Annotated in this window: 19 protein-coding genes; 8 read left to right on the top strand and 11 right to left on the bottom strand. The window is 68.5% G+C overall.

Annotated features, from left to right (window positions below; genetic code table 11):
• The first annotated feature begins 7 nt into the window (after positions 1-7).
• Entirely contained in the window at positions 8-169 is a 162-nt protein-coding gene (locus QFZ27_RS30665; RefSeq protein ID WP_429230241.1) for a hypothetical protein, read from the top strand.
• Positions 170-228: 59 nt separating this feature from the next.
• On the opposite strand, the gene QFZ27_RS30660 is transcribed toward QFZ27_RS30665, so the two are convergent.
• Positions 229-3,594, bottom strand: a complete 3,366-nt coding sequence (locus tag QFZ27_RS30660; protein WP_429230240.1) for a M10 family metallopeptidase C-terminal domain-containing protein — start codon at positions 3,592-3,594, stop codon at positions 229-231.
• A gap of 999 nt (positions 3,595-4,593) precedes the next feature.
• Here QFZ27_RS30660 and QFZ27_RS30655 point away from each other — a divergent pair.
• Positions 4,594-5,718: a ribonucleotide-diphosphate reductase subunit beta gene (locus QFZ27_RS30655; protein WP_429230239.1), complete on the top strand. Its 1,125-nt coding sequence runs from the start codon at positions 4,594-4,596 to the stop codon at positions 5,716-5,718.
• 91 nt (positions 5,719-5,809) lie between these two features.
• Positions 5,810-7,003 carry an NAD(P)/FAD-dependent oxidoreductase gene (locus QFZ27_RS30650; protein ID WP_429230238.1) on the top strand — a complete coding sequence of 398 codons (1,194 nt, stop codon included), beginning with the start codon at positions 5,810-5,812 and terminating at the stop codon, positions 7,001-7,003.
• Between the two features lie 20 nt (positions 7,004-7,023).
• On the opposite strand, the gene QFZ27_RS30645 is transcribed toward QFZ27_RS30650, so the two are convergent.
• Entirely contained in the window at positions 7,024-7,986 is a 963-nt protein-coding gene (locus QFZ27_RS30645; RefSeq protein WP_429230237.1) for a sugar-binding transcriptional regulator, read from the bottom strand.
• A 224-nt stretch (positions 7,987-8,210) separates the two neighbouring features.
• On the opposite strand from QFZ27_RS30645, the gene QFZ27_RS30640 reads away from it, so the two are divergent.
• Entirely contained in the window at positions 8,211-9,434 is a 1,224-nt protein-coding gene (locus QFZ27_RS30640) for a L,D-transpeptidase family protein (RefSeq protein ID WP_429230236.1), read from the top strand.
• Between the two features lie 595 nt (positions 9,435-10,029).
• A complete protein-coding gene (locus QFZ27_RS30635) occupies positions 10,030-12,018 on the top strand; it encodes a M1 family metallopeptidase (RefSeq protein ID WP_429230235.1) in 1,989 nt (662 codons plus the stop codon).
• 63 nt (positions 12,019-12,081) lie between these two features.
• Here QFZ27_RS30635 and QFZ27_RS30630 read toward each other — a convergent pair whose 3' ends face one another.
• The 3 genes from QFZ27_RS30630 to QFZ27_RS30620 form a co-directional block, all read right to left on the bottom strand.
• Positions 12,082-13,779 carry a calcium-binding protein gene (locus QFZ27_RS30630; RefSeq protein WP_429230234.1) on the bottom strand — a complete coding sequence of 566 codons (1,698 nt, stop codon included), beginning with the start codon at positions 13,777-13,779 and terminating at the stop codon, positions 12,082-12,084.
• Positions 13,780-13,962: 183 nt separating this feature from the next.
• Complete coding sequence (locus tag QFZ27_RS30625; RefSeq protein WP_429230233.1) at positions 13,963-14,421, bottom strand: GFA family protein; 459 nt, start codon at positions 14,419-14,421, stop codon at positions 13,963-13,965.
• Between the two features lie 92 nt (positions 14,422-14,513).
• On the bottom strand, positions 14,514-14,918 hold the full coding sequence (locus QFZ27_RS30620; RefSeq protein WP_429230232.1) for a VOC family protein: 405 nt from the start codon (positions 14,916-14,918) through the stop codon (positions 14,514-14,516).
• 90 nt (positions 14,919-15,008) lie between these two features.
• On the opposite strand from QFZ27_RS30620, the gene QFZ27_RS30615 reads away from it, so the two are divergent.
• Complete coding sequence (locus QFZ27_RS30615) at positions 15,009-15,713, top strand: helix-turn-helix transcriptional regulator (protein ID WP_429230230.1); 705 nt, start codon at positions 15,009-15,011, stop codon at positions 15,711-15,713.
• 29 nt (positions 15,714-15,742) lie between these two features.
• On the opposite strand, the gene QFZ27_RS30610 is transcribed toward QFZ27_RS30615, so the two are convergent.
• The 5 genes from QFZ27_RS30610 to QFZ27_RS30590 are packed head-to-tail and all read right to left on the bottom strand — an operon-like array spanning position 15,743 to position 21,928.
• Positions 15,743-17,386: an ABC transporter ATP-binding protein gene (locus QFZ27_RS30610; protein WP_429230229.1), complete on the bottom strand. Its 1,644-nt coding sequence runs from the start codon at positions 17,384-17,386 to the stop codon at positions 15,743-15,745.
• Positions 17,383-18,240 carry an ABC transporter permease gene (locus tag QFZ27_RS30605; RefSeq protein ID WP_429230228.1) on the bottom strand — a complete coding sequence of 286 codons (858 nt, stop codon included), beginning with the start codon at positions 18,238-18,240 and terminating at the stop codon, positions 17,383-17,385. Before QFZ27_RS30605 ends, QFZ27_RS30610 begins: the two co-directional genes overlap by 4 nt.
• Positions 18,237-19,178: an ABC transporter permease gene (locus tag QFZ27_RS30600; protein WP_429230227.1), complete on the bottom strand. Its 942-nt coding sequence runs from the start codon at positions 19,176-19,178 to the stop codon at positions 18,237-18,239. Before QFZ27_RS30600 ends, QFZ27_RS30605 begins: the two co-directional genes overlap by 4 nt.
• A gap of 25 nt (positions 19,179-19,203) precedes the next feature.
• Positions 19,204-20,760, bottom strand: a complete 1,557-nt coding sequence (locus tag QFZ27_RS30595; protein WP_429230226.1) for an ABC transporter substrate-binding protein — start codon at positions 20,758-20,760, stop codon at positions 19,204-19,206.
• A gap of 43 nt (positions 20,761-20,803) precedes the next feature.
• The gene (locus QFZ27_RS30590) at positions 20,804-21,928 is read right to left on the bottom strand and encodes a C45 family autoproteolytic acyltransferase/hydrolase (RefSeq protein ID WP_429230225.1); all 1,125 of its coding nucleotides are present in this window, start codon (positions 21,926-21,928) and stop codon (positions 20,804-20,806) included.
• A 143-nt stretch (positions 21,929-22,071) separates the two neighbouring features.
• On the opposite strand from QFZ27_RS30590, the gene QFZ27_RS30585 reads away from it, so the two are divergent.
• Positions 22,072-23,037, top strand: a complete 966-nt coding sequence (locus QFZ27_RS30585) for a GntR family transcriptional regulator (protein WP_429230224.1) — start codon at positions 22,072-22,074, stop codon at positions 23,035-23,037.
• Positions 23,034-23,564: a GNAT family N-acetyltransferase gene (locus tag QFZ27_RS30580; RefSeq protein WP_429230223.1), complete on the top strand. Its 531-nt coding sequence runs from the start codon at positions 23,034-23,036 to the stop codon at positions 23,562-23,564. The genes QFZ27_RS30585 and QFZ27_RS30580 overlap by 4 nt, the downstream gene beginning before the upstream one ends.
• Here the strand turns inward: QFZ27_RS30580 and QFZ27_RS30575 are convergent.
• A complete protein-coding gene (locus tag QFZ27_RS30575; RefSeq protein WP_429230222.1) occupies positions 23,561-24,478 on the bottom strand; it encodes a LysR family transcriptional regulator in 918 nt (305 codons plus the stop codon). The two genes, QFZ27_RS30580 and QFZ27_RS30575, sit on opposite strands and share 4 nt — an antisense overlap.
• Between the last annotated feature and the right edge of the window lie 6 nt (positions 24,479-24,484).

Below are 24,484 nucleotides of genomic sequence, written 5' to 3'. Positions count from 1 at the left end.
CCGGATCGTGTTCGCACTCGGCCTCATCGAAGCGTTGAGGGACCAGATCATGACCTTCGCCCTGCTCTGGCTCGGCGGCATCCTGCTCTGCGCCGCGCCCTATCTCTGGGCCCTGTGCCGCGCTGCCCGCGAGTCTGCGTGGACGCAGCCGCCGCAGCGCAGCAAATAAAATAGGAGAGGCGGCGGGAGAACCCGCCGCCTCAGTCGTTCTTGGCCGTGACCAGTCGGTCAGAGCACGAAGTCGCTCGCCGCCATGATGCCGTTCAGCCCCTTCAGCACGATGTGGAAGTCCGACACGCCGTCGCCGTTGATGTCGCCGGCCACGGTGATGACGCCCGAGCTGGTGTTGAGCGCGCGCAGCTCGCCGGCATGGCTCGAGAAGCCCGCCGAGCCGATATAGGTGAAGGCCTGGTTGCCCGCCACGCTGGTGTTCGCGTCGATCGCGGAAAGATCGATGCGGTCGCCCTGCACACGGCTGAAGTCGACAACCACGTCGGCATTGACGCCGACAGTGCTGTCGCCGACCGCGGAGAAGGCGAAGCGGTCGGCCCCGGCGTCTCCGTACAGCGAATCCCGTCCCGCGCCGCCATTGATCGCGTCGTTGCCCTCATAGCCGTAGAGGACATTGTTGGCGATGTTGCCGGTCAGCGTGTCGCCGCCCTTGCCGCCATTGACGTTCTCGATGCCGATCAGGGTGTCGCCCTGCGCCTCGCCGCCGCTGCCAATACCGGTCGCGAGATTGACCGTGATCGCGTCGGTGCTGCCCCAGTAGCTGACGGTATCGAAGCCCGCCCCGCCATCGAGGACATCGGCCCCCGCGCCGCCGCGGAGGAAGTCGACGCCGCCGCGGCCATAGAGGATGTCGTCGCCGTCGCCGCCATCGAGATTGTCGTGCCCGGCCACGCCGATCTGCGGCGAGGTCGGCGGCGGCGGGGTCACCGAGACGTTCAGCTCATAGGTGGCACCGGCGGGGACGGTCTGTTCGGTATCGTTGGTGTCGTTGTTGTATTGCCCGACCACGATGTAATAGTCCCCGGTCTCGGCGACCTTGAAGCTGAACAGCGAGTCCGTCCGGCGGGCGGAGCCGGGATCGTTGCCGCCGTCGTCGTTGAAGGCGACCACGGTGCCGTCGGCCCGCTCCAGCCAGATGGCGCTGTCGCTCAGCCCGTCCGAGGTGTGGTCGATGTCGACCGTGACGAGCGTGCCGGCATTCACCGTCAGCTTGTAGTAGGCGCCCTGGCCGTTGCCGGTGGCGTTGACCGTCGAATGCGCCAGGGTGGTGGCGTTGCCGATGTCGGCGTCGGCGGCCAGCGAGAAGTTGTTGGTGATGGTATGGGCGGTGGCGACGGAGTTGTTGGTCGCACTCGGCGCCAGCGTCGCGTAGCCGTTGCCCATGCCGACGCCGGTGATCGGGAAGGGGGTGAAGTCCCCGTCCAGCGTGTCGTTTCCGGCGCCTCCCTTGAGCACGTCGTTGCCGCCCTGTCCGACCAGCTTGTTGGCGAGGGCGTCGCCGGTCAGCTGGTCGTTATGGGCGGAGCCGGCCAGGCCCTCGATCGAGATGTAGGTCTCGGGATGCGAGCCCGGGACGAGGAGCGAGATGTTCACTCCCGTGGCGCTGCCGTAATAGGCGGCCATGTCCAGGCCGGCGCCGCCGTTCAGCGTGTCCAGCCCGCCGCCGCCGGCGAGGACGTCGTCGCCCGCGGCGCCCGACAGGACATTGACGCCGCTGTTGCCGATCAGCGTGTCGCCGAACTTCGAGCCGATCACGTTCTCGATGTTCGCCAGCTTGTCGAACTGGTGCGTCGTCGTGGTGTCGCCTTCGCCGTCGCCGCCAAAGGCGGTGCCGGTCGCGAGGTTGACGGTCACGCCCTCGGTCGCGGGCGTCCGCGCCGGGCCGAACATCGGCTGGCGCTCGTCCAGCGTGTAGTCGGCCGTGTCGATGCCGGCGCCGCCGTCCAGGAAGTCGGCCCCGGCGCCGCCGATGAGGAGGTCGTTGCCGGCGTCGCCGTTCAGCACGTCGCCGTCGCGGGCGCCCTCGAGCTTGTCGTCGCCGTTGCCGCCGCTGAGGACGTCGCCGCCGCCGAGGCCGAGGAAGTAGTTGTTGGAATCATTGCCGACGAAGCGGTCGATGCGGTCGTCCGATCCGATCAGGTTCTCGACGCTGAAGAAGGTGTCGCCGGACGCCGTGCCGCCCGCGGCGACGTTGGTCACCAGGTTGACCAGCAGCTGGAACGGGCTCTCCAGGCTGAAATCGACCGTGTCGTTGCCGGCGCCGCCGATGAAGACGTCGACGCCCGCCATGCCGCGCATGACGTCGTCGCCGGCGCCGCCATCGAGGATGTCGTTGCCCTTGCCGGCATTGATCGTGTCGTTACCGTCCTCGCCATACAGCCGGTCGTCGCCGTCCTTGCTGTCGGGGCCGGTGATGATCGGCAGGGTGTTGTTGCGGTCGCGGCTGTCATTGGTGTCGGCGCCGCCGACGATGATGTCGTCGCCGGAGCCGCCATGGATCTCGTCGGCGCCGTTGCCGCCGTCGATCCGGTCGTCGCCGCCGCCGCCCAGCAGCTCGTTGTCGCCGTCATTGCCGATGATGATGTCGAGGAAGGCGCTGCCGACGCCCTTCTCGACATAGTACTCGGTCGCGTCGGCATTGTGGCCGTCGAAGATGGCGATGTTGTTGGTGTGGCCGTTGACGCTGGAGAAGCGGCCCTCGCGCAGGTCGAGGATGGTGCTGCTGGTCGAGCCCGAGAAGTCGACCGTGTCATGGCCGCCGGTGTCGTGGATGACGAAGCCGATGTCAGCGGTCGACCCGGCCGCCGTCAGCGTGTAGCCCAGCCGCGTGCTGCCGAAGCCGTAGACGTCGTCGCCGGTGTTGAGCTGGATGTCCTGATAGCTGCGGACGCCGCCCGTCACCGTCGAGAAATAATGCCGGATGACGGCCTCGATATCGGCGATGCCCGGCGTGGTGTTGGTCCAGGCCGTGGTGCCGCCGATGTCGATATTGTCGAAATACGACATCACCGAATACTGCTGGTTGTCGTAGACCCATTTGGCATCGTTGTAATAGGTGATCTGCGGGCCGCCGGGGCCGCCGTAATTGTAGAAGCCGGGGTGGTTCAGGCCGAATTCATGGCCGAACTCGTGGATGAAGGTGTTGAAGATGTAGCCGCCCGGAGAGGTCGCGTCCGGCTCGGTGTCGTGGAAGCGCTGCCCGACGCTGACATAGCGGCCGGCGGAATAAGCGCTGCCGTCGTCCTGCTCGCCGACCTCCGGGCTGACCACTTCGAGATAGTCGGTGGCCGCGTCGAAGGGCCGGTCGGTGACGATCTGGAACTGCAGCGGCGTCACCGCCGACCACATCTGCAAGGCCCCGATCGCGGCCTCCAGATAGGCCGGATGGTCGCTCAACTCGGACAGGTTCACCACGAGCGGCGATTGCGCCATCGCCGGCGTCAGCGGGCGGTTCAGCGCGCCGAGGTAATTGAGGAACGTCTCGTAATTGGTGTCCTTGTTATACGGATTGTCCGGGGTCTGGTCGATATTCTGCCAGTTCTGCAGATCCTGCGGGCTGATCGTGAACGAGCCGGCGCTCACCTGTCCCGTCGGGGTGGAATGTTCTCGGCTGTAGCCCATCTGGCAAAGGACGCACATGTGTTTCCCCTTATGATATCGGCCCTGGCATGGGTCCGTGTCGGGTCGGCGCATTCGGCGGCGAATAGACTCCCGTTCACGGAGCCGTGACAGCTTCGGCCGTGGTGTCAGCGTCTGGGATTTGTCTTGTCAGCTGTCGGCGTCGGACTCTGTCCGCCGCCCGTACTCAGCACGTCCGCGCCGTGCCCTGGGCATCACTGCGCTGACATCGTCCCGGACGCGGCGTCTGCGCCGGCGATGCCTGGCCCGTCGGGATCGATATGGGCGCCAAACAGCGACGCCGCGCCAGTCCCGACGTGAATCCGATGCTCATGGTTGTCGATATCCCCCTGTTTGCGGTTCGCAGTCTGTCGACACGCCGGGCCGGGAAACGTTACGCGTCACCCGTCCAGCCGCTGCGGCCATTTCTTGACGGACGCCGATTGACAATGGCGTCGCATCATGGCTCTTCCGCCTCGCAAACGAGAGGCGGAGCGCGATTCAGCATCTCGACTGCCTGCGCACCTCTTGGCCGTCATCCTTCGGCAATGTAGCGGCCGCCGCAATCAAAAAATCTCTCGCATTTGGTTACATCGAAGGGGTTTGTTGGTGTGCATACACTGCTCTCGCCGGCCGAAGACAGATATTTCCAGAAGGCCTATCATTTTATGCAATAGATTATCCAAAATTATCGGCAAAACCGTTCAATCCACTGTACGATCAATTGCTGCGAATTGCGCGTGCCGCGATATGACTTACTTTTCTTTTGCAACCCATGCGATGGCGATCAGCCTGGCGCCTCTGCTGCGTCCGAAGCCGCCACTACAACCTCTAGCGCCATCCTTGCCGGAAGTGACCACATCTTGTAGGGTCGCCGACCCTGCATCGCTGCCCGGACCGTGCGGTCCGCGGCACCGGGCCGAGGACGCCGTTCAACCCCGCCGTGAGCCGAGAAAAACGCCCATGACCATGCTCGACTGGTCCGACACCGCCGCCGCGCCGATCCGGGCGAAGCGGGACGATGCGCCTGGAACCGACGCCACCGGCCTCGGCGCCATCGACCGGTCCGGCGGCCGGGTCAGCATCGACGACAAGGCGATGATCAACTGCCGCGCCGACGTCAACCAGCTGCTGCCGATGAAGTACCGCTGGGCGTGGGAGAAGTACCTGGCCGGCTGCAACAACCACTGGATGCCGACCGAGGTCTCGATGCAGGCCGACATCGCGCTGTGGAAATCGCGCGACGGGCTGACCGAGGACGAGCGCCGGTCGGTGAAGCGCAATCTCGGCTTCTTCGCCGCCTCGGAATCGCTGGTCGCCAACAACATCGTGCTGGCGATCTACCGCCACCTGACCAACCCGGAATGCCGCCAGTACCTGCTGCGCCAGGCCTTTGAGGAGGCGGTGCACACCCATACCTTCCAATATGTGGTCGACAGCCTGGGCCTGGACGAGGGCGAGCTGTTCAACATGTACCGCGAGGTGCCGTCGATCACCGACAAGGCGGCCTGGGCGCTGCGCTACACCCAGAACCTGTCCGACCCGTCGTTCCAGACCGGCACGCCGGCCTCGGACCAGGCCTTCCTGCGCGACCTGGTGGCGTTCTACGTGATCTTCGAGGGCATGTGGTTCTACACCGGCTTCGCCCAGATCCTGTCACTCGGCCGGCGCAACAAGATGGTCGGCATCGCCGAGCAGTACCAGTACATCCTGCGCGACGAGTCGATCCATCTGAACTTCGGCATCGACGTGATCAACCAGATCAAGATCGAGAACCCGCATCTCTGGACGTCTGCGTTCCAGGAGGAGCTGCGGCGGATGCTGGCCGAGGCGGCGGAGCTCGAGGCCGCCTATGGCCGGGACACCATGCCCCGCGGCTTCCTCGGCCTGAATGCGGCGCTGTGCGAGCAGTACATGCATGTCATCGCCAACCGCCGCTGCGCCCAGCTCGGCCTGGCCCCGGTCTTCGCCGAGACCGAGAACCCGTTCCCCTGGATGTCCGAGGCGATGGATCTGAAGAAGGAGAAGAACTTCTTCGAGACCCGGGTGATCGAGTACCAGAACGGCGGCGCGCTGAGCTGGGACTGATCCGTTCCGGCGCGTTCAGCCGGAGGACGACGTTGCTTCCGGCCCTGGCCGGGCCTAGCGTTCAGGCTGGACCAGCGGGCGGGGGCGGGCGATGCAACGCATCTTGATCCTGGGCGCAGGGTTCGCCGGGCTGTGGGCCGCGGCCGGCGCGGCGCGGGCGCTCGATGCCTTCGGCGTCGGGCCCGACCGGGTCGAGGTGACGCTCGTCAACCGCGACGCATGGCACGGCATCCGCGTGCGCAACTACGAGGCCGACCTCGACGCCATCCGCGTGCCCCTGGCCTCGGTGCTCGACCCGATCGGCGTGCGCCTGGTCGAGGGCGAGGTGACGGACATCGACCTCGCGCAGCGCAGCGTAGGATGCACGGTGTCGGGGCAGGGGACAGCGCTGCCCTATGACCGGCTCGTCTTTGCCCTCGGCAGCGGCCTCGCCCGGCCGGCGGTTCCGGGGCTCGTCGAGCACGGCTTCGACATCGACACCTTCGCCGGCGCCCGCCGCCTGGCCGACCATCTGGCCGGGCTGGCGGAGCGGCCGGCATCGCCGGGGCGCGACACCGTCTTGGTCGTCGGCGCCGGCCTGACCGGAATCGAGGCCGCGACCGAGATGGTCGACCGGATCGGGCCGGGGTCCCGGGTGATCCTGGCCGACCATGCGTCGCAGGTCGGCTCCGACATGGGCGACAGCGCCCGGCCGGTGATCGAGGCCGCGCTCGCCGCGCTCGGCGTCGAGACCCGGATGGGCGTGTCGGTCACGGCGGTGGATGCCGACGGTGCGACGCTGTCGACCAGCGAGGTGATCCCCGCCGCGACCGTGATCTGGTGTGCCGGCATGCGGGCCAGCCCACTCACCGCCCGGTTCCCGGTGGAGCGCGACCGGCTGGGCCGGTTGCCGGTCGATCCGACCCTGAAGATCACCGGCCGCGAGGCCGAATTCGCCGTCGGGGATTCGGCGCGGGCGATGGTCGATGACAGCCACGCCTCGGTGATGTCCTGCCAGCACAGCCGGCCGATGGGCCGCTTCGGCGGCCACAACGCGGTCGCCGACCTGCTCGGCCAACCGCTGCTGCCGATGCGGATCGAGTGGTATACGACCATCCTCGACCTCGGCGCCTGGGGCGCGGTCTACACCGAGGGCTGGGACCGGCAGGTGGTGACGCAGGGCGCGACGGCGAAGCAGACCAAGCAGATCATCAACCGCCAGCGCATCTACCCGCCGCTGACCGGTGACCGCCGCGCCATCTTCGATGCGGCCGCCCCGGTGATCCAGGCGCCGCCACGGCGATGATGCTGACGCTTGGCCCCGGGCTAGCCCAGGCTGACCAGCGCTGAGGCCGCGGTCTCGTCGGTGATCAGGCCCTGCAGCAGGCCGCGCGCCAGCACGGCGCGGATTGCCGGCACCTTGACCGTGCCGCCGGCGATGGCGATGGCCGGACGTCGGGCGACGGCGTCGAGCGGCAGCCCGATCACCCGGTCGCGCAGCGGGGAGGGCAGGATCTGCCCCGCGGCATCGAGGAAGTTGCCCAGCACCTCGCCGATCGCGCCGGCCTGCCGCAGCTCCTGGTATTCGGCGCGGCTGATCACCTTGTCCTGCAGCACCGGAGCGCTGTCGTCGAGCTGGCCGATGCCGATCAGGATCGCGTCGGCCCGTGCCGCCAGCGCCATGATCTCACGGAACGGCTTCTGCTCCTCCAGCACCCGCCGGTCCGCGGCGCTCTCGGCGATCAAGGGCGCCGGCATCAGGAAGCGCTGGGCGCCCAGCCGGTCCCCGAGACGCATCACCACGTCGAACGGGTTGTAGGAGGAATCGCGGGCGATGTTGCCGGTGACCGACACCACCTGGTGCTGCGGCCGCGGCGAGGACGCCATCTCCTCCACCGCCGCGCGCACGCTGCGGCCGTTGCCGACGCCGATCACCAGCGGCGCCTCGGTGTCGACCAGCCGCTCGATCCAGGTGGCGCCGGCGATCGCCAGCGCCGGCAGGTTCGGCTGGGCCGGCGCCACCGGGTCGGCCGGCACCACCTCGCAGAAGCGCAGGCCATGGCGGCGGGCGATGCGCTCGCCCAGCTCCATGCAGGCGGCGATCGGATGGTCGATCCGGACCTTGACCATGCCTTCCTGCGCGGCGAAGGCCAAAAGGCGCTGCGCCGCCATGCGCGAGACATTGAGCCGCCGGGCGATCTCGTCCTGGGTCAGGCCCGAGACATAGGACAGCCATGCCGCCCGCGCCGCCTGGTCCCGCTTCCTCTCCGCCTGGTCGATCCCCGGCATCCGCCACGCTCCGCGCCGTTCCTTCTGCACCATCTCCGCCGATCGGGGCGTCCGGCGCAACGGTGGCGTGCAGCGATTGCGGTTCGCCGGCACCGCGGCTGCGGCGATGATGCTTGCTCCGACACGTGTCGAAAGGCTTGACCGTGGCGGGGCGAAGCGGTCGATTCCGGCCGCGAGGAAGGGTATGCCCGACCGGGAAGGCCGGCGGGCGAGCGAAGGGGCAGATGATGATTCGGTGGGCCTTGGTTCTGGCGCTGGCGCTGGCGCCGCATGTCGCGGCGGCCGCGACCAAGCCGACGCCGGTGGCGGCGGAGGACAAGGTCCACGCCCAGCTGCGCCTGGCGCTGGAGCGGGCGGACGCCGAGCTGGCTGCGGCACCGCCGGCGATCCCCGTCGGCACCATCAAGCCCAGCGCCGTCGACCCGCGCGTGCCGCTGCTGCGCCAGCGGCTCGACGCCATGGGCGTGGCGCTGCCCGAATCCGCCATGCCCGCGGTGGCCGTGCCCGCCATCGCCCAGCCCGCCATTGTCGAATCCGGCGCGGCGCCGGTCGAGCCGGTCCCGGTGGTGGTGACCGAGCCGGAGCTGATCGGCCCGGTTGCGCCGGCGACGCTGGTCTATGACGAGGTGCTGACCCAGCGGGTGAAGCTGCTGCAGTCGCGCTGGGGCCTGCGCGACGACGGCGTGGTCGGCCGACGCACGCTCCGGGCGCTGAACTTCACCCCGGCGGACGAGGCGGCGTCGCTGCGCCAGACCCTGGCCCGCTGGCAGCCGCCGCCGGCGCGCGGCAAGTCGATCACGGTCAATGTGCCCACCGCCGAGATCATCGCCTTCGAGAACGGCGTCGAGGTGCTGCGCACCCGCGCCGTGGTCGGGTCGCCGCTGACCCAGACGCCGCTGATCCAATCCAATATGATCGCGGTCAAGTACAACCCGGACTGGACCGTGCCGCCCGGCCTGACCAAGAAGTACAAGGCCCAAATGGCCGCCGGCCAGTACGAAGACATGCGCAAGCACGGCGTGGTGGTGAAGACGCCGGAAGGCCAGACCTTCGACCCGGCCCAGGTGCCGCCGGACATGGTCGGCACCATGGGCTGGAAATTCTGGCAGCCGCCGGGCGACGACAACGCCCTCGGTCTCCTGAAGTTCGAGCTCGACAACGACCAGGCGATCTACCTGCACGACACCAACAACCGCAAGCTGTTCGCCACCGACAACCGGGCGGTGTCGAACGGCTGCATCCGGGTCGAGAACTATCTCGGCCTGGCCGCCTGGGTGCTGGGCACCGACACCGCAGGGGTGGAGGCCGCGATCGCCACCGGCAAGACCCATTTCGCCCGGGTGCCCAGCCGGATCCCGGTGCGCATGACCTACTACCTGGCCTATCCGGACACCGCGGGCGGCATCCGCTACGGCGAGGACGTCTACACCCTGGCCGAAGGCAGCTAGGGGCGGGGCCGGCAGTCCGGATGTCGAGCGTCTCCGCGTTGCGTCTCCCGCAAGCGAGACCTTTTCAGAACTAGCCGCTTGGGCCGGCTTACCCCTTCCCCCCTTCTCCTCCCCTTGCGGGAGGGGGCAAGGGGTCTGCCGCGTCCGCGCGCGAATGGGCAGTCGACAGAGCTCGCCGCGCGCCGGCTTGCGACGATCCGGGTCGAGCCGCGAGAGAGAACCCCTCCCCCTGCCCCCTCCCGCAAGGGGAGGGGGAGAATAAAAAGTCCATAGGGCGGGGTCATGCTGAAAAAACCTCGCAAGCGGGAGAAGCAAAAACTCGCCGCCTTGGTGCATCAGGAAAGCTCGATCGACGCTCGGCGCCGCTCTCTCATTGGTAGGGCACTACTGCGAAATCGGATTTAGCTCGAATTCAATATTTGTCGGACACTGATCCGCTAGATGCGCGACCTGCGCGAATCATGCTCTAAGCGAGTCATCGGACTCATGAACTCCTTCCTGGATCGCGCGCGACAGCATCGGCCAGGTCACCGTCGAAACTGCGACGGTCCGCGACGGCGCGCCCGGGGTGGCCATTGCAACGGAGCGGAAAGCCATGCAGCGGATCAGCCGCCTGTCTCGTCCCGTCATCGTGTCGCTTCGCCCGACCCTTGCCGTCCTCCTCATCGCCACGCCGGCGCTGGCGGCGGAATACCAGTCGCGCGAGACCTTCGCGCCGCGGGACATGGGGCAGGCGGTCAACGCCTATCGGTCGGGCAACGGCGCGCCCGGCCCGGACTACTGGCAGAACCGGGCCGACTACCGGATCCAGGCGACACTTGATCCCAAGACCCCGTCGCTGAGCGGCGAGGAGGTGATCGCCTACACCAACAACAGCCCGGACGCGCTCGGCGAGCTGTGGCTGCAGCTCGACCAGAACGCGTATCGGCCGGACAGCCGCGCCGTCTTCGCCGCCGGCAAGCCGGACAAGGGCTCCTCCGACGGCTACGTGCTGGACGAGGTCGCGATCGAGCGCGACGGCAGGACCACGCCGGTGACCGTGCAGGTCAGCGACACCCGTGGGCGCATCGCGCTCGGCACGCCGCTGGCGCCGAAGGGCGGGCAGCTCAAGCTCCACATCCGCTATCATTTCGAGATTCCGGGGGAGGAATGGGGCGGCCGCATGGGCTGGGGCAACGCCAAGGACGGCCCGATCTACAGCCTCGCCCAATGGTATCCGCGGATGCAGGTCTATGACGACATCCGCGGCTGGGACACGCTGCCCTTCCTGGCCCAGGAGTTCTACCTGGAATACGGCGATTTCGACTACGAGATCACGGTGCCCAGCACCATGATCGTCGCCGGCTCCGGCGAGCTGAAAAATCCCGACCAGGTCCTGACGCACGAGCAGCAGGCCCGGCTCGACCAGGCCCGCGCCAGCGACGCGACGGTGGCGATCATCGGCCCGCGGGAGATCGGCGGCGCCGCGACCCGGCCGAAGACGGACGGCACGCTGACCTGGCATTTCGCGATGCAGCACACGCGCGACGTGGCCCTGTCGATCTCGCCGGCCTTCGCCTGGGACGCGGCCCGCATCAACCTGCCGGACCACAAATCGGCGCTGGCCATGTCGTTCTATCCGGCCGAAAGCCAGGGCGTCGACCGCTGGGGCCGGTCGACCGAGTATCTGAAGGATTCGGTCGAGCGGTTCTCCGCCCGCTGGTATCCCTATCCCTGGCCGGTCGCGGTCAATGTCGCGGGGCCCGACAACATCTCCGGGATGGAGTATCCGGGCCTGCTGTTCGACGGGATCAGCGACGAGGGCAAGGACCTGTTCTGGATCACGGCGCACGAGATCGGCCACACCTGGTTCCCGATGATCGTCGGCTTCGACGAGCGCCGCGACGCCTGGATGGACGAGGGCTTCAACACCTTCATCGACGTCTACCAGTCGGACGAGTTCAACAAGGGCGAATACGCCCCCAAGCGCGACAGCGAATATGCGCCGGGCGGCGGCAACCCGGCCGACGAGATCCTCGCCGTGCTCAAGGACCCCGACGCGCCGATCATCCTGTCGCGCGCCGACACGATCATCGAGAAGTACCGGCACCCGGTCACCTACTTCAAATCGGCCTTCGGCCTGGTCCTGCTGCGCGAGGAGATCCTCGGGCCCGAGCGCTTCGATGCCGCCTTCCGCGACTTCATCGCCGCCTGGGCCTTCAAGCATCCCAAGCCGGCGGATTTCTTCCGGTTCATGGACAGCGCCGCCGGCGAGGACCTGTCCTGGTGGTGGCGCGGCTGGTACGACCACAACTGGTCGCTCGACCTCGCCATCGGCAAGGTCCAGCCGGGCGATGCGGCCAAGGGCACGGTGATCACCGTCGAGGCCAAGGACAAGCTCATCATCCCCGCGACCCTGCGCGTCGACTTCACCGATGGCAGCCACCGCGACTATCGGCTGCCGGCCGAAAGCTTCATCCGCCAGGCGGCGACGACGGTGACGACCGAAGCCGGCAAGACGGTCGCGCAGGTGATCCTCGACCCCGACCACAAGCTGCCGGACGAGGACCGCACCGACAACGTCTGGAAGGCCCGCACGCACTGAGCCGGATGATTTTCCCGAGGGGGCGGGGAGGGCCTGTTACCAGGCCTCCCGCCCCTCCGGTGATCAGAGGTAGAAGTCCGTCGCCGACAGCTCTGCAATGCCCTCGACGCGGATCGCGAAATCCGCCGTCCCATTGCCGTTCACATCGCCCTCAACCAGCAGCGCCTCGCCCACGGCGGTGACGCGGACCTGTCCCGCCTGGCCGGAGAACGGGTCGCCGCCGATGAAGGTGAAGGCCTGGTCGCCGTTCCCCTCGTTGACGTCGGCATCGATCGCGCGCAGGTCGATCTTGTCGCCGTCGAGGTCGTTGAAATCGACAATGGTGTCCTGGCCGGCCGCGCCGACGGTGCTGTCGCCCACCGCCCGGCAGGCGAAGATGTCGGCGCCGGCGCCGCCGGTTAGCATGTCCGCGCCGCTGCCTCCGGTGAGCAGGTCGTTGCCGCCGGCGCCGGACAGGGCATTGGCGCCGCCATCGCCCGTCAGCCGGTCGCCCATGGCGGAGCCGGCCAGATTCTCGATCCCGCTCAGGATGTCGCCCTGGGCCTCGCCGAAGCGGTTCAGGTTGGTGCCGAGATCGATCGTCACCCCGAGCAGCGAGTCCTGGTAGCTGGCGGTGTCGCTGCCGTCGCCGCCGACCAGCGTGTCGGCGCCGAGGCCGCCGGCGAGGACATCGTCGCCGGCCTCGCCCTTGAGGGCGTCGTTGCCCGCGCCCCCGGCCAGCGTGTCGCTGCCGAGCCCGCCCCACACGCCGTTGACGCTGCCATCGCCGGTCAGCGCGTCGTCATGACTGCTGCCGATGACGCTCTCGACCCCCGCCAGCGTGTCGCCCTCGGCCGTGCCGCCATGGCCGGTGCCGAGGCCGAGATCCACCCGGACGCCGGCGGTGCTCTCGGTATAGAGCACGGTGTCGATGCCGTCTCCGCCCTCCAGCCGGTCGGCGCCCCCGGCCCCGGTGAGGATGTCATTGCCGGCGCCGCCGCGCAGCCAGTTGGCGACGGCGTTGCCCGTCATCCTGTCGTCGAAGGCCGAGCCGATCACGCCATCGATGTTGATCAGCGTATCGCCCGTGGCATCGCCGCCGACGGCGACGCCGTTGCCGAGGTTGAGCGACACGGCCACGGCGTTGCCGGCATAGGAGACGATGGTGGCGAAGGGAACCTGGTCGGGCTGGGAATAGTCCGCGCCCTCCAGCCGGTCGGCGCCGGCACCCCCGATCAGGATGCTTTGTTCGACTGCGCTGCCCGAGAGGTGGTCGTTGCCGGCCCCGCCGAGCAGCGTGCCTCCGGTCCCGCTGATCTTGTCGTTGCCGTTTCCGCCATCGGCGATGCCGCCTCGTGCGACCAGCTCGTCGTTGCCGTCGCCGCCGTTCAGATCCGTGCCGTTGTCGCCGAACAGGATGTCGTCGAAGCCCGACCCGGTCAGGACCTCGACGCTCGACGTCGCGAAGACCGCCGCGGTGGTGCCGGTCGCGGAGCCGGCATAGCTGAGCGTGTCTCGGCCCAGGCCGCCATAGAAGACGTCGCCGCCATTGGCGACGCCAAGCAGCAGGTCGTCGCCGTTGCCGCCATAGAGTACGTCGTTGCCGGCCCCGCCGCTGAGGGTGTCGTTGCCGTCGCCGCCATAGACGTAGTCGTCCCCGCCGCCACCGTCTGCCGTATCGTCGCCGGCTGTCGCGAGCGGGATGTCGTTATAGCCCGACACCGATCCATACTGCGTCGGATGGATGAAATCGCGGCCGTCGGTCCCGACAATGTTGGCCATGGAATTCTCCTAAATAAATAAGAAATGTTGTCTAAGATATCCTGATTCGTGCGTCTTCCGATTCGGCTAACTCGCAAGACCATCGTTAGCCGATGCTGTCCAGCCGCAGAGGGGGCCGCTCGAAGCACCGCCCTCGAGGCAAAGCATCGCTTTCCAGGCTTCCGCCGCTTGCGTCCATCCGCCTCACGACGCGGCCGCCGGCGGGGCGTCGATCAGCCGGAAGAACTCCGCCGCCTGCGGTGGCCCCTCTGGCCAGGCGGGGACCTGCGGGTCGAGCATCAGCCAGGGCTGCTTCCGCTTCGTCCACATATGGGCGACCACCGCCAGGCGATGGCTGTCGTCGAAGGTCCCGGCCCGGATCGCGACCAAGCCCGGGCGCGAACTGTTGGTGTTATAGACCCGGGTGAAGCAGGTGGGGCAGGCGACCTGGTGCGAGACCCGCAGGCCGTCGGCGCTGGGCAGGTCGAACCGGCCGACCGGGCCGGTGCATTGGAACCTGTCCTGCGCCACGATCGCCTGCTGGCTGAACGCGCTGCCGCTCCAGGTCTGGCAGTCCAGGCAGTGGCAGGCATAGGTCAGGGGCAGGCGGTCGGCCTCGAGCCGCCAACGCACGGCGCCGCAGCGGCACCCTCCTTCGATCACATCGTCCTCCCCGGATTCATCCGCGCGGCGGCGAGAATGCGGGATCGGGACGGGGAGGGGAATGTGTCCTGGCGGCAAGGCCTGTCTCGCCGTTATGCCGACCGCGACGCGAAGCGGTGTTTCGCGGCTTCTGATGCCGGCATGTAGAGAGAGACGGCATTGCCCTCCGGATCCCGGACCAGAAACATCGCATTGCCCCACGGCATGGTCTTCAGGTCATGCACAAGGGTGACGTGGTCTTTCAGACGAGCATATTCGGATTCGATGTCCTCGACCTGCAATTCGATGACGAGGCTGCGATTGGCTGCCGGTACGGCACTGCCTTCCTTCCACAATGCGACCGTCTCGACGGCGCCGATAGCCAGGGTGGCGCCGGGCATCACGATCTCGGCAAAAACCGGCGCAAGCCATTGCGCCTTGATCCCCGTGACCATCTCGTAGAAAGCAACCATCGGGCCGATGTCGGCGGCAATGATCCTGACCGATGCGAATTTCATGGGAGACCCCTTGTATCAACGGCCTTGCCGGCCGCCGGGATCTTGTCGCACAGCCCTGTTGCCACCATCATGGCAGCAGGAGTCAGCACGGTGCGTCGAGCCGATCGTCTCTTCCAGATTGTCCAGATCCTGCGTCGGACGAGGTCGCCGATCACCGCGGCGGCGATTGCGGACGAGCTCGAAGTCTCAAGGCGTACCGTCTACCGCGATATCGGCGACCTGATTGGCCAGAGGGTTCCGATTGCCGGTGAGGCAGGGTTCGGCTACCGGCTGGATCCGGATTTCGACATGCCGCCGCTGATGCTGACGCCCGATGAGATCGAGGCCGTCGTGTTGGGCGCGCAATGGGTAGCCGGACATTCCGATGCCCTCATCGCCAATGCGGCGCGGGATGTGGTGGCGAAGATCGCCTCTGTCATTCCGGAGACGTTGCGGCCCTTCATCGACGAGCCGAGCATGGGCGTCAGGCCGGTGTTGCCGCCGCCTGCCGAAACCGTGGACATCGCCGATATCCGGCAGGCGATCCGCGCGGGGCGCAAGCTCGAGCTGCGATATCGGACCGAGGCCGGAGAGATCACCGACCGGATGGTATGGCCGGTGATCCTCGGCTATGCCGAAACCGGCCGCCTGCTCGTGGCCTGGTGCGAACTCAGGCAGGGGTTCCGGCATTTCCGCACCGACCGGATGCTCGCGGCCGGCGTATCCGACATCCCCATCGGTCTGCGCGCCGGCGAGTTGCGCCGCCGCTGGCAGGCGTGGCGGGAGGAGCAACTGCCGAACAGGCAGGGGCGGTGACGGCGGTCGCCAACTCGCCGCCAGGCCCCTCACGCCGCCGCGATGCGCCGTCCCTTCAGTTCGAAGCCGCCACCGTCCAGCCGGTGCAGGGCTGGGGCGGCGGCCAGCAACTCGCGGGTGTAGTCGTGCTGCGGGTGGTCGAACACCGTGTCGCGCGGCCCGGATTCGACGATCTTGCCGGACTGCATCACCGCCACCCGGTCGGCCACCTGCTCGACCGCGCCGAGATCGTGCGACACGAACAGGCAGGCGAAGCCGTAGCGCTCCTGCAGTGCCCGGAACAACTCCAGGATCTGCTTCTGCACCGTCATGTCGAGCGCCGAGACCGGCTCGTCGGCAATGACGAAGGCGGGGCGGCGGATGATGGCGCGGGCGATCGCCACGCGCTGGCGCTGCCCGCCCGAGAGCTGGTGCGGATAACGCGTTGCGTGGTCGGGAGAGAGACCGCAATCGGCCAGGGTCTCGGCCAGCCGGTCCGCCTTCTGCTTCGGCGTCATCTCCGGCGCCAGCCGCAGCGGCTCGGCCACGATCGGGCCGATCTTCATCCGCGGGTCGAGCGAGGAATAGGGGTCCTGGAAGATCATCTGGCAGTTCAGCCGATGATCGCGCGCGGCCGCGCCGTCCCGGTCGCCATGCACGTCGCCGCCGCGGAACAGGATGCGGCCGGCGGTGGGCTTCAGCAGGCCGACGATGGCGCGGCCCAGCGTGGTCTTGCCGCTGCCACTGCCGCCGACCAGCGCCACCGTCTCGCCCGGATGGATCGCCAGGCTGACCCCGTCCACCGCCCGCTTCGGCGGGGTGCGCGAGAACAGGCGCTGCCGGCCGGCATGGTCGATGGTGACGTCCTCGACCGCGATCAGCGGCGCGCTTTGGTCGACCGGCGGCCGGGCGGCGCCGCGCTTCGGCAACGCGTCCAGCAGCTTGCGGGTGTAGTCGTCGCGCGGGCTCAGCAGCACCTGCTCGGTCGGGCCGCCATCGACGGCGCGGCCGCGTTGCAGCACCACCACATGGCGGGCGTAGCGCGCCACCATCGCCAGGTCGTGGCTGATCATCAGCACGGCGGTGCCGTTCTCGCGCGTCAGCTCGACCATCAGGTCCAGCACCTCGCGCGCCACCAGCGTGTCCAGCGCCGTGGTCGGCTCGTCGGCGATCAGCAGGGCCGGCTTGGTCAGCATCACCGAGGCCAGCATGATCCGCTGCCGCATGCCGCCGGAGAATTCGTGCGGATAGGCCGACAGGCAGCGCTCCGGATCGGCGATGCGGATCCGCTCCAGCATCGCCAGGCTGCGGCGCCGGATCTCGGCATCGTCCAGCCGCAGATGCAGCTTCAGCGCCTCGGCCATCTGCCGGCCGATCGGCATCGCCGGGTTCAGCGAAACCATCGGCTCCTGGAACACCATGCCGATGCGGGCGCCGCGGATACGGCGCAGACCCTTGGGCGGCAGCGCCGCCAGGTCCTGGCCGTCGAAGCGGACACGGCCCGCGATCCGCTGCATCGGCGGCGGCAGCAGGTCCAGGATGGCGCGCGCCGCCATGGTCTTGCCGCTGCCGGATTCGCCGACCAGCGCGAGCATCTCGCCGGCCGGCAGGGCGAAGCTCAGGTCGTCGACCACCACCGGGCCGCCGTCGCCGGCGCGGATGGTCAGGTGCTCGACCGAGAGGAGGGGGCTCATCGCTGCATCCTGGGGTCGAGGCGGTCGCGGATCGCGTCGCCGAACAGGTTGATGCCGAGCAGGGTGAGGGAGATGCACAGGCCGGGGAAGATGCCGAGCCAGGGCGAGGTGCCGATATAGGGCCGGCTGGCGGCCAGCATGTTGCCCCAGGTCGCGGCCGGCGGCGGCACGCCGAGGCCGAGGAAGCTGAGCGCGCTTTCCGACAGCAGCACCCAGCCGAACATGCTGGTGGCCAGCACGGTCAGGGGGGCGATGCAGTTCGGCAGCACGTGCCGGGCCATGGTGAACAGCTCGGAATTGCCCATGATCTGCGACGCCTCGACATATTCGCGGCCGCGGATCGACAGCACCGTGCCGCGCACCACGCGGACCACCGAGGGCATGTAGGCCAGGCCGAGGGCCAGGATGATGCCGTATTTGTTGGCGCCGAGCACCGCCATGATGCCGAGCGCCAGCAGGATGCCGGGGAAGGCCAGCAGCGCGTCGTTGAACATCATGATGATGCGGTCGACCCAGCCGCGCATGTAGCCGGTCAGGACGCCGATCAGGGTGCCGCCGGTGACCGCGGTGGCGACGGTCAGCAGGCTGATCCAGGAACTGGTGGCGGCGCCGCTCATCGCCCGGCTCAGCACGTCGCGGCCGAACTCGTCGGTGCCCAGCCAATGCGCGGCCGAGGGCGCCTTGAACCGCGACAGGATGTCGATCTTCAGCGGGTCATAAGGCGTCCACACCACGCTGAGCAGGGCGGTCGCGACCAGCACGCCGATGATCAGCCCGCCGATCGCCGCATTGGCGCGGATCTTGCGCCGCCTCGGCAGGGCGAGGGTGGCGGGGGTCTCAGCCTGTGCGCTCATGCCGTCACCCGCGGGTCGAACAGGGGATACAGGAGGTCGACGAACAGGTTGACCAGGACATAGATGCCGGCGACGAACAGCAGGCAGCCCTGCACCACCGGATAGTCGCGGGCATAGATCGAATCGACCAGCAGGCGGCCGAGGCCGGGGATGGTGAACACGGTCTCGACCACGGCGATGCCGCCCAAGAGGTTGCCCAGCATCAGGCCGATCAGCGTCCAGGTCGGGGCGAAGGCGGTGCGGAAGGCGTGGCGCCACAGCACCGCGCTTTCAGACAGGCCCTTGGCCCGGGCATGGGTGATGTATTCCAGCCGCATCACCTCGATCGTGCTGGCCCGCGCCATGCGGATGATCACCCCGGTCTCGACCAGCACCAGCGTCGCCACCGGCATGATCATGTACAGCAGGGCGGCGCCGGCATCCTCGCCGAACGGGACGTAGCCGATCACCGGCAGCCAGCCGAGCTTCAGCCCGAACAGCAGCAGCATCAGCAGGCCCAGCCAGAAGCTCGGGATCGACAGCAGCAGCGTGGCGCCGGAGATCACGGTGAGGTCCAGCGCGCTGTCCTGCCGCCAGGCGGCGATCATGCCGGCGGGCACGGCAACCAGGCTGGCCAGGGCCACCGCCGCCAGCACGATGGTGGCGCTGACCGAGAACCGGTCCAGGATCAGCGGCAGCACCGCCTGGCCGGTGCTGATCGAGGTGCCGAAATCGCCGGACAGGACGTTGCTGAGCCAGTACAGGAACTGCACCGGGATCGACTGATCCAGCCCGAGCGACCGGCGCAGATCGGCGACGGCGGAGGGGTCCGCCATGTCGCCCAGCATCAGCGTCACCGGGTCGCCCGGGATCAGCCGGATCAGGGCGAAGACGGTGATGGCGACGATCAGCAGCGTCGGCACCGCCATGCCCAGGCGTTGCAGCAGGAAGCGAAGCATCGCGGCCTCCCCCGAGCGCGTCGGTTCAGTTCTTGATCGCCACGTTCCACAGCCGCGGCTTCGACGCCGACCAGGGCTGGTAGCCCTCGATCCGGTCGGAGATCGCGGCGATCTCGGCACCGTTATAGGTCACGATCAGCGGCACGTCCTCGATCTGCATCTGGTGCAGCTTGTCGAAGATCGCCTGGCGCTGCTTCGGGTCGCTGGTCACCATCGCGTCCTGGATCAGCTTCAGCGCCTCGGGATTCTCCCACACCTTGCGCGGCTGCGTGTCCTTCGGGCCCGACATCATCTCGTAGCTCAGCGCCGGGTCCATCCGGGCGGAGTAGCTGAACGACATGGTCTGGTAGTCGCCGCTGGTGTAGCGGTCCAGCTGGGCGCCCCAGTCCAGCACCTCCAGCTCGATGTTGATGCCGGCCTGCTGCGCCAGGGCCTGGGCCAGGATCGCGGTGTCGTAGACGCTCTGGTACTTGCGGTTGACCAGCATCTTGATCGGCTGGCCGGTGTAGCCGGCTTCGGCCAGGAGCTTCTTGGCCTCCTCGATGTTCGGCGTGTAGCCCTGGCGCTCGACATCGGTGTAGTAGGGGCTGGCGGCCGGGATCACCGAGGGGTTGGCCGGCGCCGTGCCCAGGGTCACCGCCTGGGCGATCTGGCTGCCGTCGATCGCCAGCGCCAGGGCTCGGCGGATGCGGACATCCTTCAAGAGCGGGTCGCGGGTCTGTAGCAGGATCGCGCTCATCGACAGGGTCTGCGCCAGCTTGGTCTGCACGCCCTTCTGGCCGTCGAGCTCGGCTCTGTCGGAGACGCTGACATCCGGCACCAGGTCGATGTCGCCGGACAACAGCGCCGTCTTCGCCGCCGCCGGGTCGCCGATGATGGTGAAGCGCACGGTCTCGGCCAGCGCCTGCTTGCCGCCGGTGTAGCCGTCGCGGTCGCCGCCGCGCGAGGCGTAGTCGGCGAAGCGCTTCAGCAGCACGTATTGCGCCGGCTCCCACTTCTCCAGCTTGTAGGGTCCGGTGCCGATCGGCGCGATCCACTTGCCGTCCGGCCCGACCGAATCCGGATGGATGATCGCGCCCTCGGCGCAGTCGGTGCGGGCGATGGTGGTCAGGAACAGGGCGCTCGGCGCGTTCAGCTTGAACACCACGGTCTTCGGGTCCGGCGCCCCGACCGACTCGATCTTGATCCGGCCGCGGCCGTCGAGCTCCGGCAGGCAGCGCCACTCGGTCTTGGGATCGAGCCAGCGCTTCCAGCTCCACACCACTTCGGCCGAGGTCATCGGCGCGCCGTTCTGGAACTTCACGCCGTCGCGCAGCTTGAAGGTGTAGGTCTTGCCGTCGTCGGAGACGGCGACGCTGTCGGCCAGCATCGGCCCGACCGTGGCGTCCTCGCGATAGGCGACCAGGCCTTCCACCACATGCAGGATCACCGCATCGGTGTTGTCGTCGCGCTTGGTGCCGGGGTCGGTGCTGCGCAGGTCGCCGTTCAGCGCCACGCGGATGGTGTCGGCTGGCGGCGCCGCCCAGGCCGGGACGGTCGAGGCGAGCGCCGCCGCGAGCGCGAGAAGGGAAAGACGGGTCAACAGGGCCTCCCTGTGTTGAGGCGTTGAAAAGGCCGGACCGCGTTCAGGCCGCGTTTTTGGTCCGGCGGGACAGATCGAGCGCGTAGGTGGTGAAGGTGCGGTTCAGGGCGGGCAGCGGCGCCACCTCCATGACCCCCTCGGCCGGGCGCATGATCACCATGGCGACGGTGGCCGACAGGTTGGCCCGCGACGACGGCCGCGGCGGTCGGCACACGGCGTAGGGCGCGCCGAAATCGTCGAAGAAGGCCGCCTTCATGTCCTCGGCGGTCAGCTGGCCGCGCTTGGCCTGGAGATGCTGCTGCACCCGCCAGTCGCGGTAGTAGCTCTCGGGCGAGCTCGGGATGCCGGCTTCCTTCAGCTTCGTCAGGGCCACCGGGCTGCGCCAATGGTTGGCATGGACCAGCAGGCCGTCCTCCGGATACAGCGGGAAGGTCTCGTCCGGCGCGCATTCGAAGTCGATGGCGAAGCCGCCGGCATTGCTCAGGATCATGTTGTTCGAGGCGGATTTCGCCGTGGTCGCCACGATCCGCATCGACAGGGCGAAATGCTCCTGCTCCAGCGCCTTGCGCCGGATCAGCGGCAGCGGCACGCCGACCCCCAGCTTGTAGTCGCGGTCGGATTCGAGGTAGTTGGCGGTGATCGCGGTGCCGACCGAGTTCAGCCCGTTGCGGGCCAGGCCGCCGGCCTCGGTGAAGGTCAGCACGTCCGGCCCGTCCTCGCGCCGCACCCGCAGCACGATCGCGGTCTCGGCGCATTCCGCCCGCCAGTCCCAGTTCTGACCATGGATCAGCTGGCCGTCGGCGCTGGCCGACCCCATGATCACGGCGCCGGTGCAGCCGTCCGGATCGTCCTCGGCCAGCCCCTTCCGCCGGTGCGCCAGCTGCATCACCTCGGTGCGGCAGTTGATCAGCGCCACCGCCTCGAAGTCCAGCTCCGCGCCTTCGGCGATGCCGCGCATCTCCTCGATCAGCTCCGGCGCGAAGTCGTCCATCTTCGGCAGGAAGTCGGCGACGAAGCCGCGGATCTGCGCCCAGTCATAGCCGAGATCGCGCAGCTGCCGGGCATAGACCTCGACGCTCTTGCGGGTGCGGTCGGCCGCGGCGGCGCCGTATTGCCGGCCGCGCTCGCGCGGCGTGCCGTGGATGTCGACGAAGGGGAAGGGCGTCATGATCGGGAACCCGTTGTCATCGGTTGGTCACACCGTAATGCGCTTTGTGGATACGAAAAACATCTTTTTCGGGCATGCTGCGAAGTCGAAAGATTTTTACACGCTCGCCGCACGCCCTTTCCCCGCGCCGAGCGATCGCTATCATGAAGGGGCACAGCGTGGAGCACAGCGTGTCAGCGGCGGAAGCGGCGGAGCGGGCGAGCCCGCTGCAATTGGAACTGGCCCGGCAGATCGTCGAGCGGATGCGCGACGAGGGATGGGGGCCCGGCATGCGGGTGTCGGAGCAGGCGCTGGCCCGCACGCTCGGCGTGTCGCGCTCGCCGATCCGCGGCGCGCTCGACCTGCTGGTGGCGCAAGGGGTGCTGGAGGCGGCGTCCGGCCGCGGCTTCGTCGTGCTGCGCCGGCCCGGGGACGATGAGATCGCCAAGCTGATCCCGCGGTCGGAGGGTGAGGAGGTCTACGTCGCGATCATGACCGACCGGGCCAATGGCCGCCTGCCGCAGGAGGTGTCGGAGGCGGAGCTGATCCCGCGCTACGGCGCCCCGCGCGGCGTGGTGCGCAAGGTGCTGATGCGCTTCGCCGCCGAAGGGCTGGTGCAGCGTCAGCGCGGCCATGGCTGGCGCTTCGTCGACAGCCTGGAGACCGACGAGTCGGTGAATGAGAGCTACCAGTTCCGCATGGTGGTGGAATGCGCGGCGCTGCGTCAGCCCGGCTTCCGCGTCGACCGCGACCGGCTGCAGCAGCTGCGCCGGGCGCATGAGGACATCACGGCCCGGGCGGCGGGCGGCGTCGGCACCGACGAATGGTTCCGGGTCAACACCGCCTTCCACGAGATGCTGGCCGCGTCGTCCGGCAACCGCTTCTTCCTGCAGGCGGTGCGGCAGCAGAACGCCCTGCGCCGGATGCAGGAATACGCCGATTTCGTCCAGTTGCCCCAGGGCCGGGTCGAGCAGTCCTGCCGCGAGCATCTGGCGATCCTCGACGCACTCGAGGCCGGCGATATCGAATGGGCGGCCGCGCTGCTGCACCGCCACCTGGCGCTGGCCGCCGGCACCTATGCCGGCGACGCCGCGGCGGAGGGCAAGCAGCGGGCCGAGCTGAGCGCATGACGACGGCGGGGCCTTACCACATCCGGCCAGGCCGCCCCGACGAGGTCCAGGCTGTCCGCATCATCGAGGTCGCGGCGGCGTCGCGGTTCCGCGCCATCGGCCTGCCGATGATCGCGGCGCTCGACCCGGCGGAGCCGCAGGAGGTGCTGTTGCGGGCGCAGGAGGGGCGGCTGCTGGTCATGGCCGACGCCGCCGACCGGCCGGTCGGCTTCGCCCTGTTCAGCGAGATCGACGGCACGCTGCACATCGAGGAGCTGGACGTCCATCCCGACCATGCCCGCCGCGGCCTGGGCGCGGCGCTGATCGAGTGGCTCGACGCCGTGGCCCGGAAGCGCGGGCTGCCGGAGCTGACCCTGTCGACCTTCCGCGACGTGCCCTGGAACGCGCCCTATTATGCCCGGCTCGGCTTCCTGCCGATGGCGGACGAGGATCTCGGCCCCGGCCTCGCCGCGATCCGCGACATGATCGCCGTCAAGGGCATCGACATCGTCCCGCGCCTGTTCATGCGCCGTCCGGTGACCGGCTAAGGCTGGTCCATCCTGACGAATTCGGCGCGGAGCCGGGCCGCGGCGAAATCCACGAACGCCCTGACCTTGGCGCTGGCCAGGCGGCCTTCCGGAATGACGAGATGGGCCGGCAGCGGCGGCAGCTCATCTTCCGGCAGCAGGATGACGAGGCGGCCCTCCCGGACATGCTGATCGATCTTGTATGACATGATGCGGAGCACGCCCTCGCCGTCGACGGCAGCATCGACCGCCGCCTGATCCGCATTCACCATCAGGCGCGGGCGCATCCGCACGTTCCGGTTCATCCGCTGTCCCGGCGCGGGCGGGAAGCTCCAGATCTCGTTCGGGCTCAGCTGGGCGATCGCGATGCAGTCATGGTCCGAAAGGTCGGCCGGCGCCGTGATCGGCGGCCTGCTCGCGAGGTAGTCCGGCGAGGCGCAGAGCACGCGCCTGACGTCGCCGACATGCAGCGCGATCATCGCCGAATCCGACAAGGCTGCGATCCGGAGGGCCACATCCACACCCTCCTCGATCAGGTTGATCATCTGGTCCAGGAGCAGGAAGCGGATCTGGACTTCGGGGTGGGCTCTCAGGAACGCGCCGATGATCGGGCGCAGGATGTGGGTCCCGAACATCACCGGCGCCGTGATCGTCAACAGGCCGCGCGGCGCGGTGCGCTCGCCGGCCACCGACAGGTCGGCTTCCTCGAGGTCGGCCAGCATGCGCCGGCAGGCCGCGGCATAGCGTTCGCCGGCATCGGTCAGCCGCAGGCCGCGAGTGCTCCGATGCAGCAGCTGGACGCCGACCTGGCGTTCGAGAAAGGCGATCGCGCGGGTGACCGCCGCCGGTGACCGGCCCAGCCGGCGTCCCGCGCCGGCAAGGCTGCCTTCGTCGAGGCTGGCGACGAACACGCGCATGGCGTCGAGTCGATCCATCGTCCT

Origin of the sequence: Inquilinus ginsengisoli, from assembly GCF_050434925.1 — a bacterium.
Classification (GTDB): Bacteria; Pseudomonadota; Alphaproteobacteria; order DSM-16000; family Inquilinaceae; genus Inquilinus; species Inquilinus ginsengisoli_B.
This window is presented reverse-complemented; position numbering and strand designations above follow the sequence as displayed.

Excerpts from the sequence above, each read along its gene's own strand:
- QFZ27_RS30630 (WP_429230234.1), bottom strand. The coding sequence starts at position 13,779 with ATGGCCAACATTGTCGGGACCGACGGCCGCGATTTCATCCATCCGACG.
- QFZ27_RS30645 (WP_429230237.1), bottom strand. The coding sequence starts at position 7,986 with ATGCCGGGGATCGACCAGGCGGAGAGGAAGCGGGACCAGGCGGCGCGG.
- QFZ27_RS30640 (WP_429230236.1), top strand. The coding sequence starts at position 8,211 with ATGATGATTCGGTGGGCCTTGGTTCTGGCGCTGGCGCTGGCGCCGCAT.
- QFZ27_RS30655 (WP_429230239.1), top strand. The coding sequence starts at position 4,594 with ATGACCATGCTCGACTGGTCCGACACCGCCGCCGCGCCGATCCGGGCG.
- QFZ27_RS30605 (WP_429230228.1), bottom strand. The coding sequence starts at position 18,240 with ATGAGCGCACAGGCTGAGACCCCCGCCACCCTCGCCCTGCCGAGGCGG.
- QFZ27_RS30635 (WP_429230235.1), top strand. The coding sequence starts at position 10,030 with ATGCAGCGGATCAGCCGCCTGTCTCGTCCCGTCATCGTGTCGCTTCGC.
- QFZ27_RS30610 (WP_429230229.1), bottom strand. The coding sequence starts at position 17,386 with ATGAGCCCCCTCCTCTCGGTCGAGCACCTGACCATCCGCGCCGGCGAC.
- QFZ27_RS30575 (WP_429230222.1), bottom strand. The coding sequence starts at position 24,478 with ATGGATCGACTCGACGCCATGCGCGTGTTCGTCGCCAGCCTCGACGAA.
- QFZ27_RS30590 (WP_429230225.1), bottom strand. The coding sequence starts at position 21,928 with ATGACGCCCTTCCCCTTCGTCGACATCCACGGCACGCCGCGCGAGCGC.
- QFZ27_RS30580 (WP_429230223.1), top strand. The coding sequence starts at position 23,034 with ATGACGACGGCGGGGCCTTACCACATCCGGCCAGGCCGCCCCGACGAG.
- QFZ27_RS30600 (WP_429230227.1), bottom strand. The coding sequence starts at position 19,178 with ATGCTTCGCTTCCTGCTGCAACGCCTGGGCATGGCGGTGCCGACGCTG.
- QFZ27_RS30585 (WP_429230224.1), top strand. The coding sequence starts at position 22,072 with ATGAAGGGGCACAGCGTGGAGCACAGCGTGTCAGCGGCGGAAGCGGCG.
- QFZ27_RS30650 (WP_429230238.1), top strand. The coding sequence starts at position 5,810 with ATGCAACGCATCTTGATCCTGGGCGCAGGGTTCGCCGGGCTGTGGGCC.
- QFZ27_RS30620 (WP_429230232.1), bottom strand. The coding sequence starts at position 14,918 with ATGAAATTCGCATCGGTCAGGATCATTGCCGCCGACATCGGCCCGATG.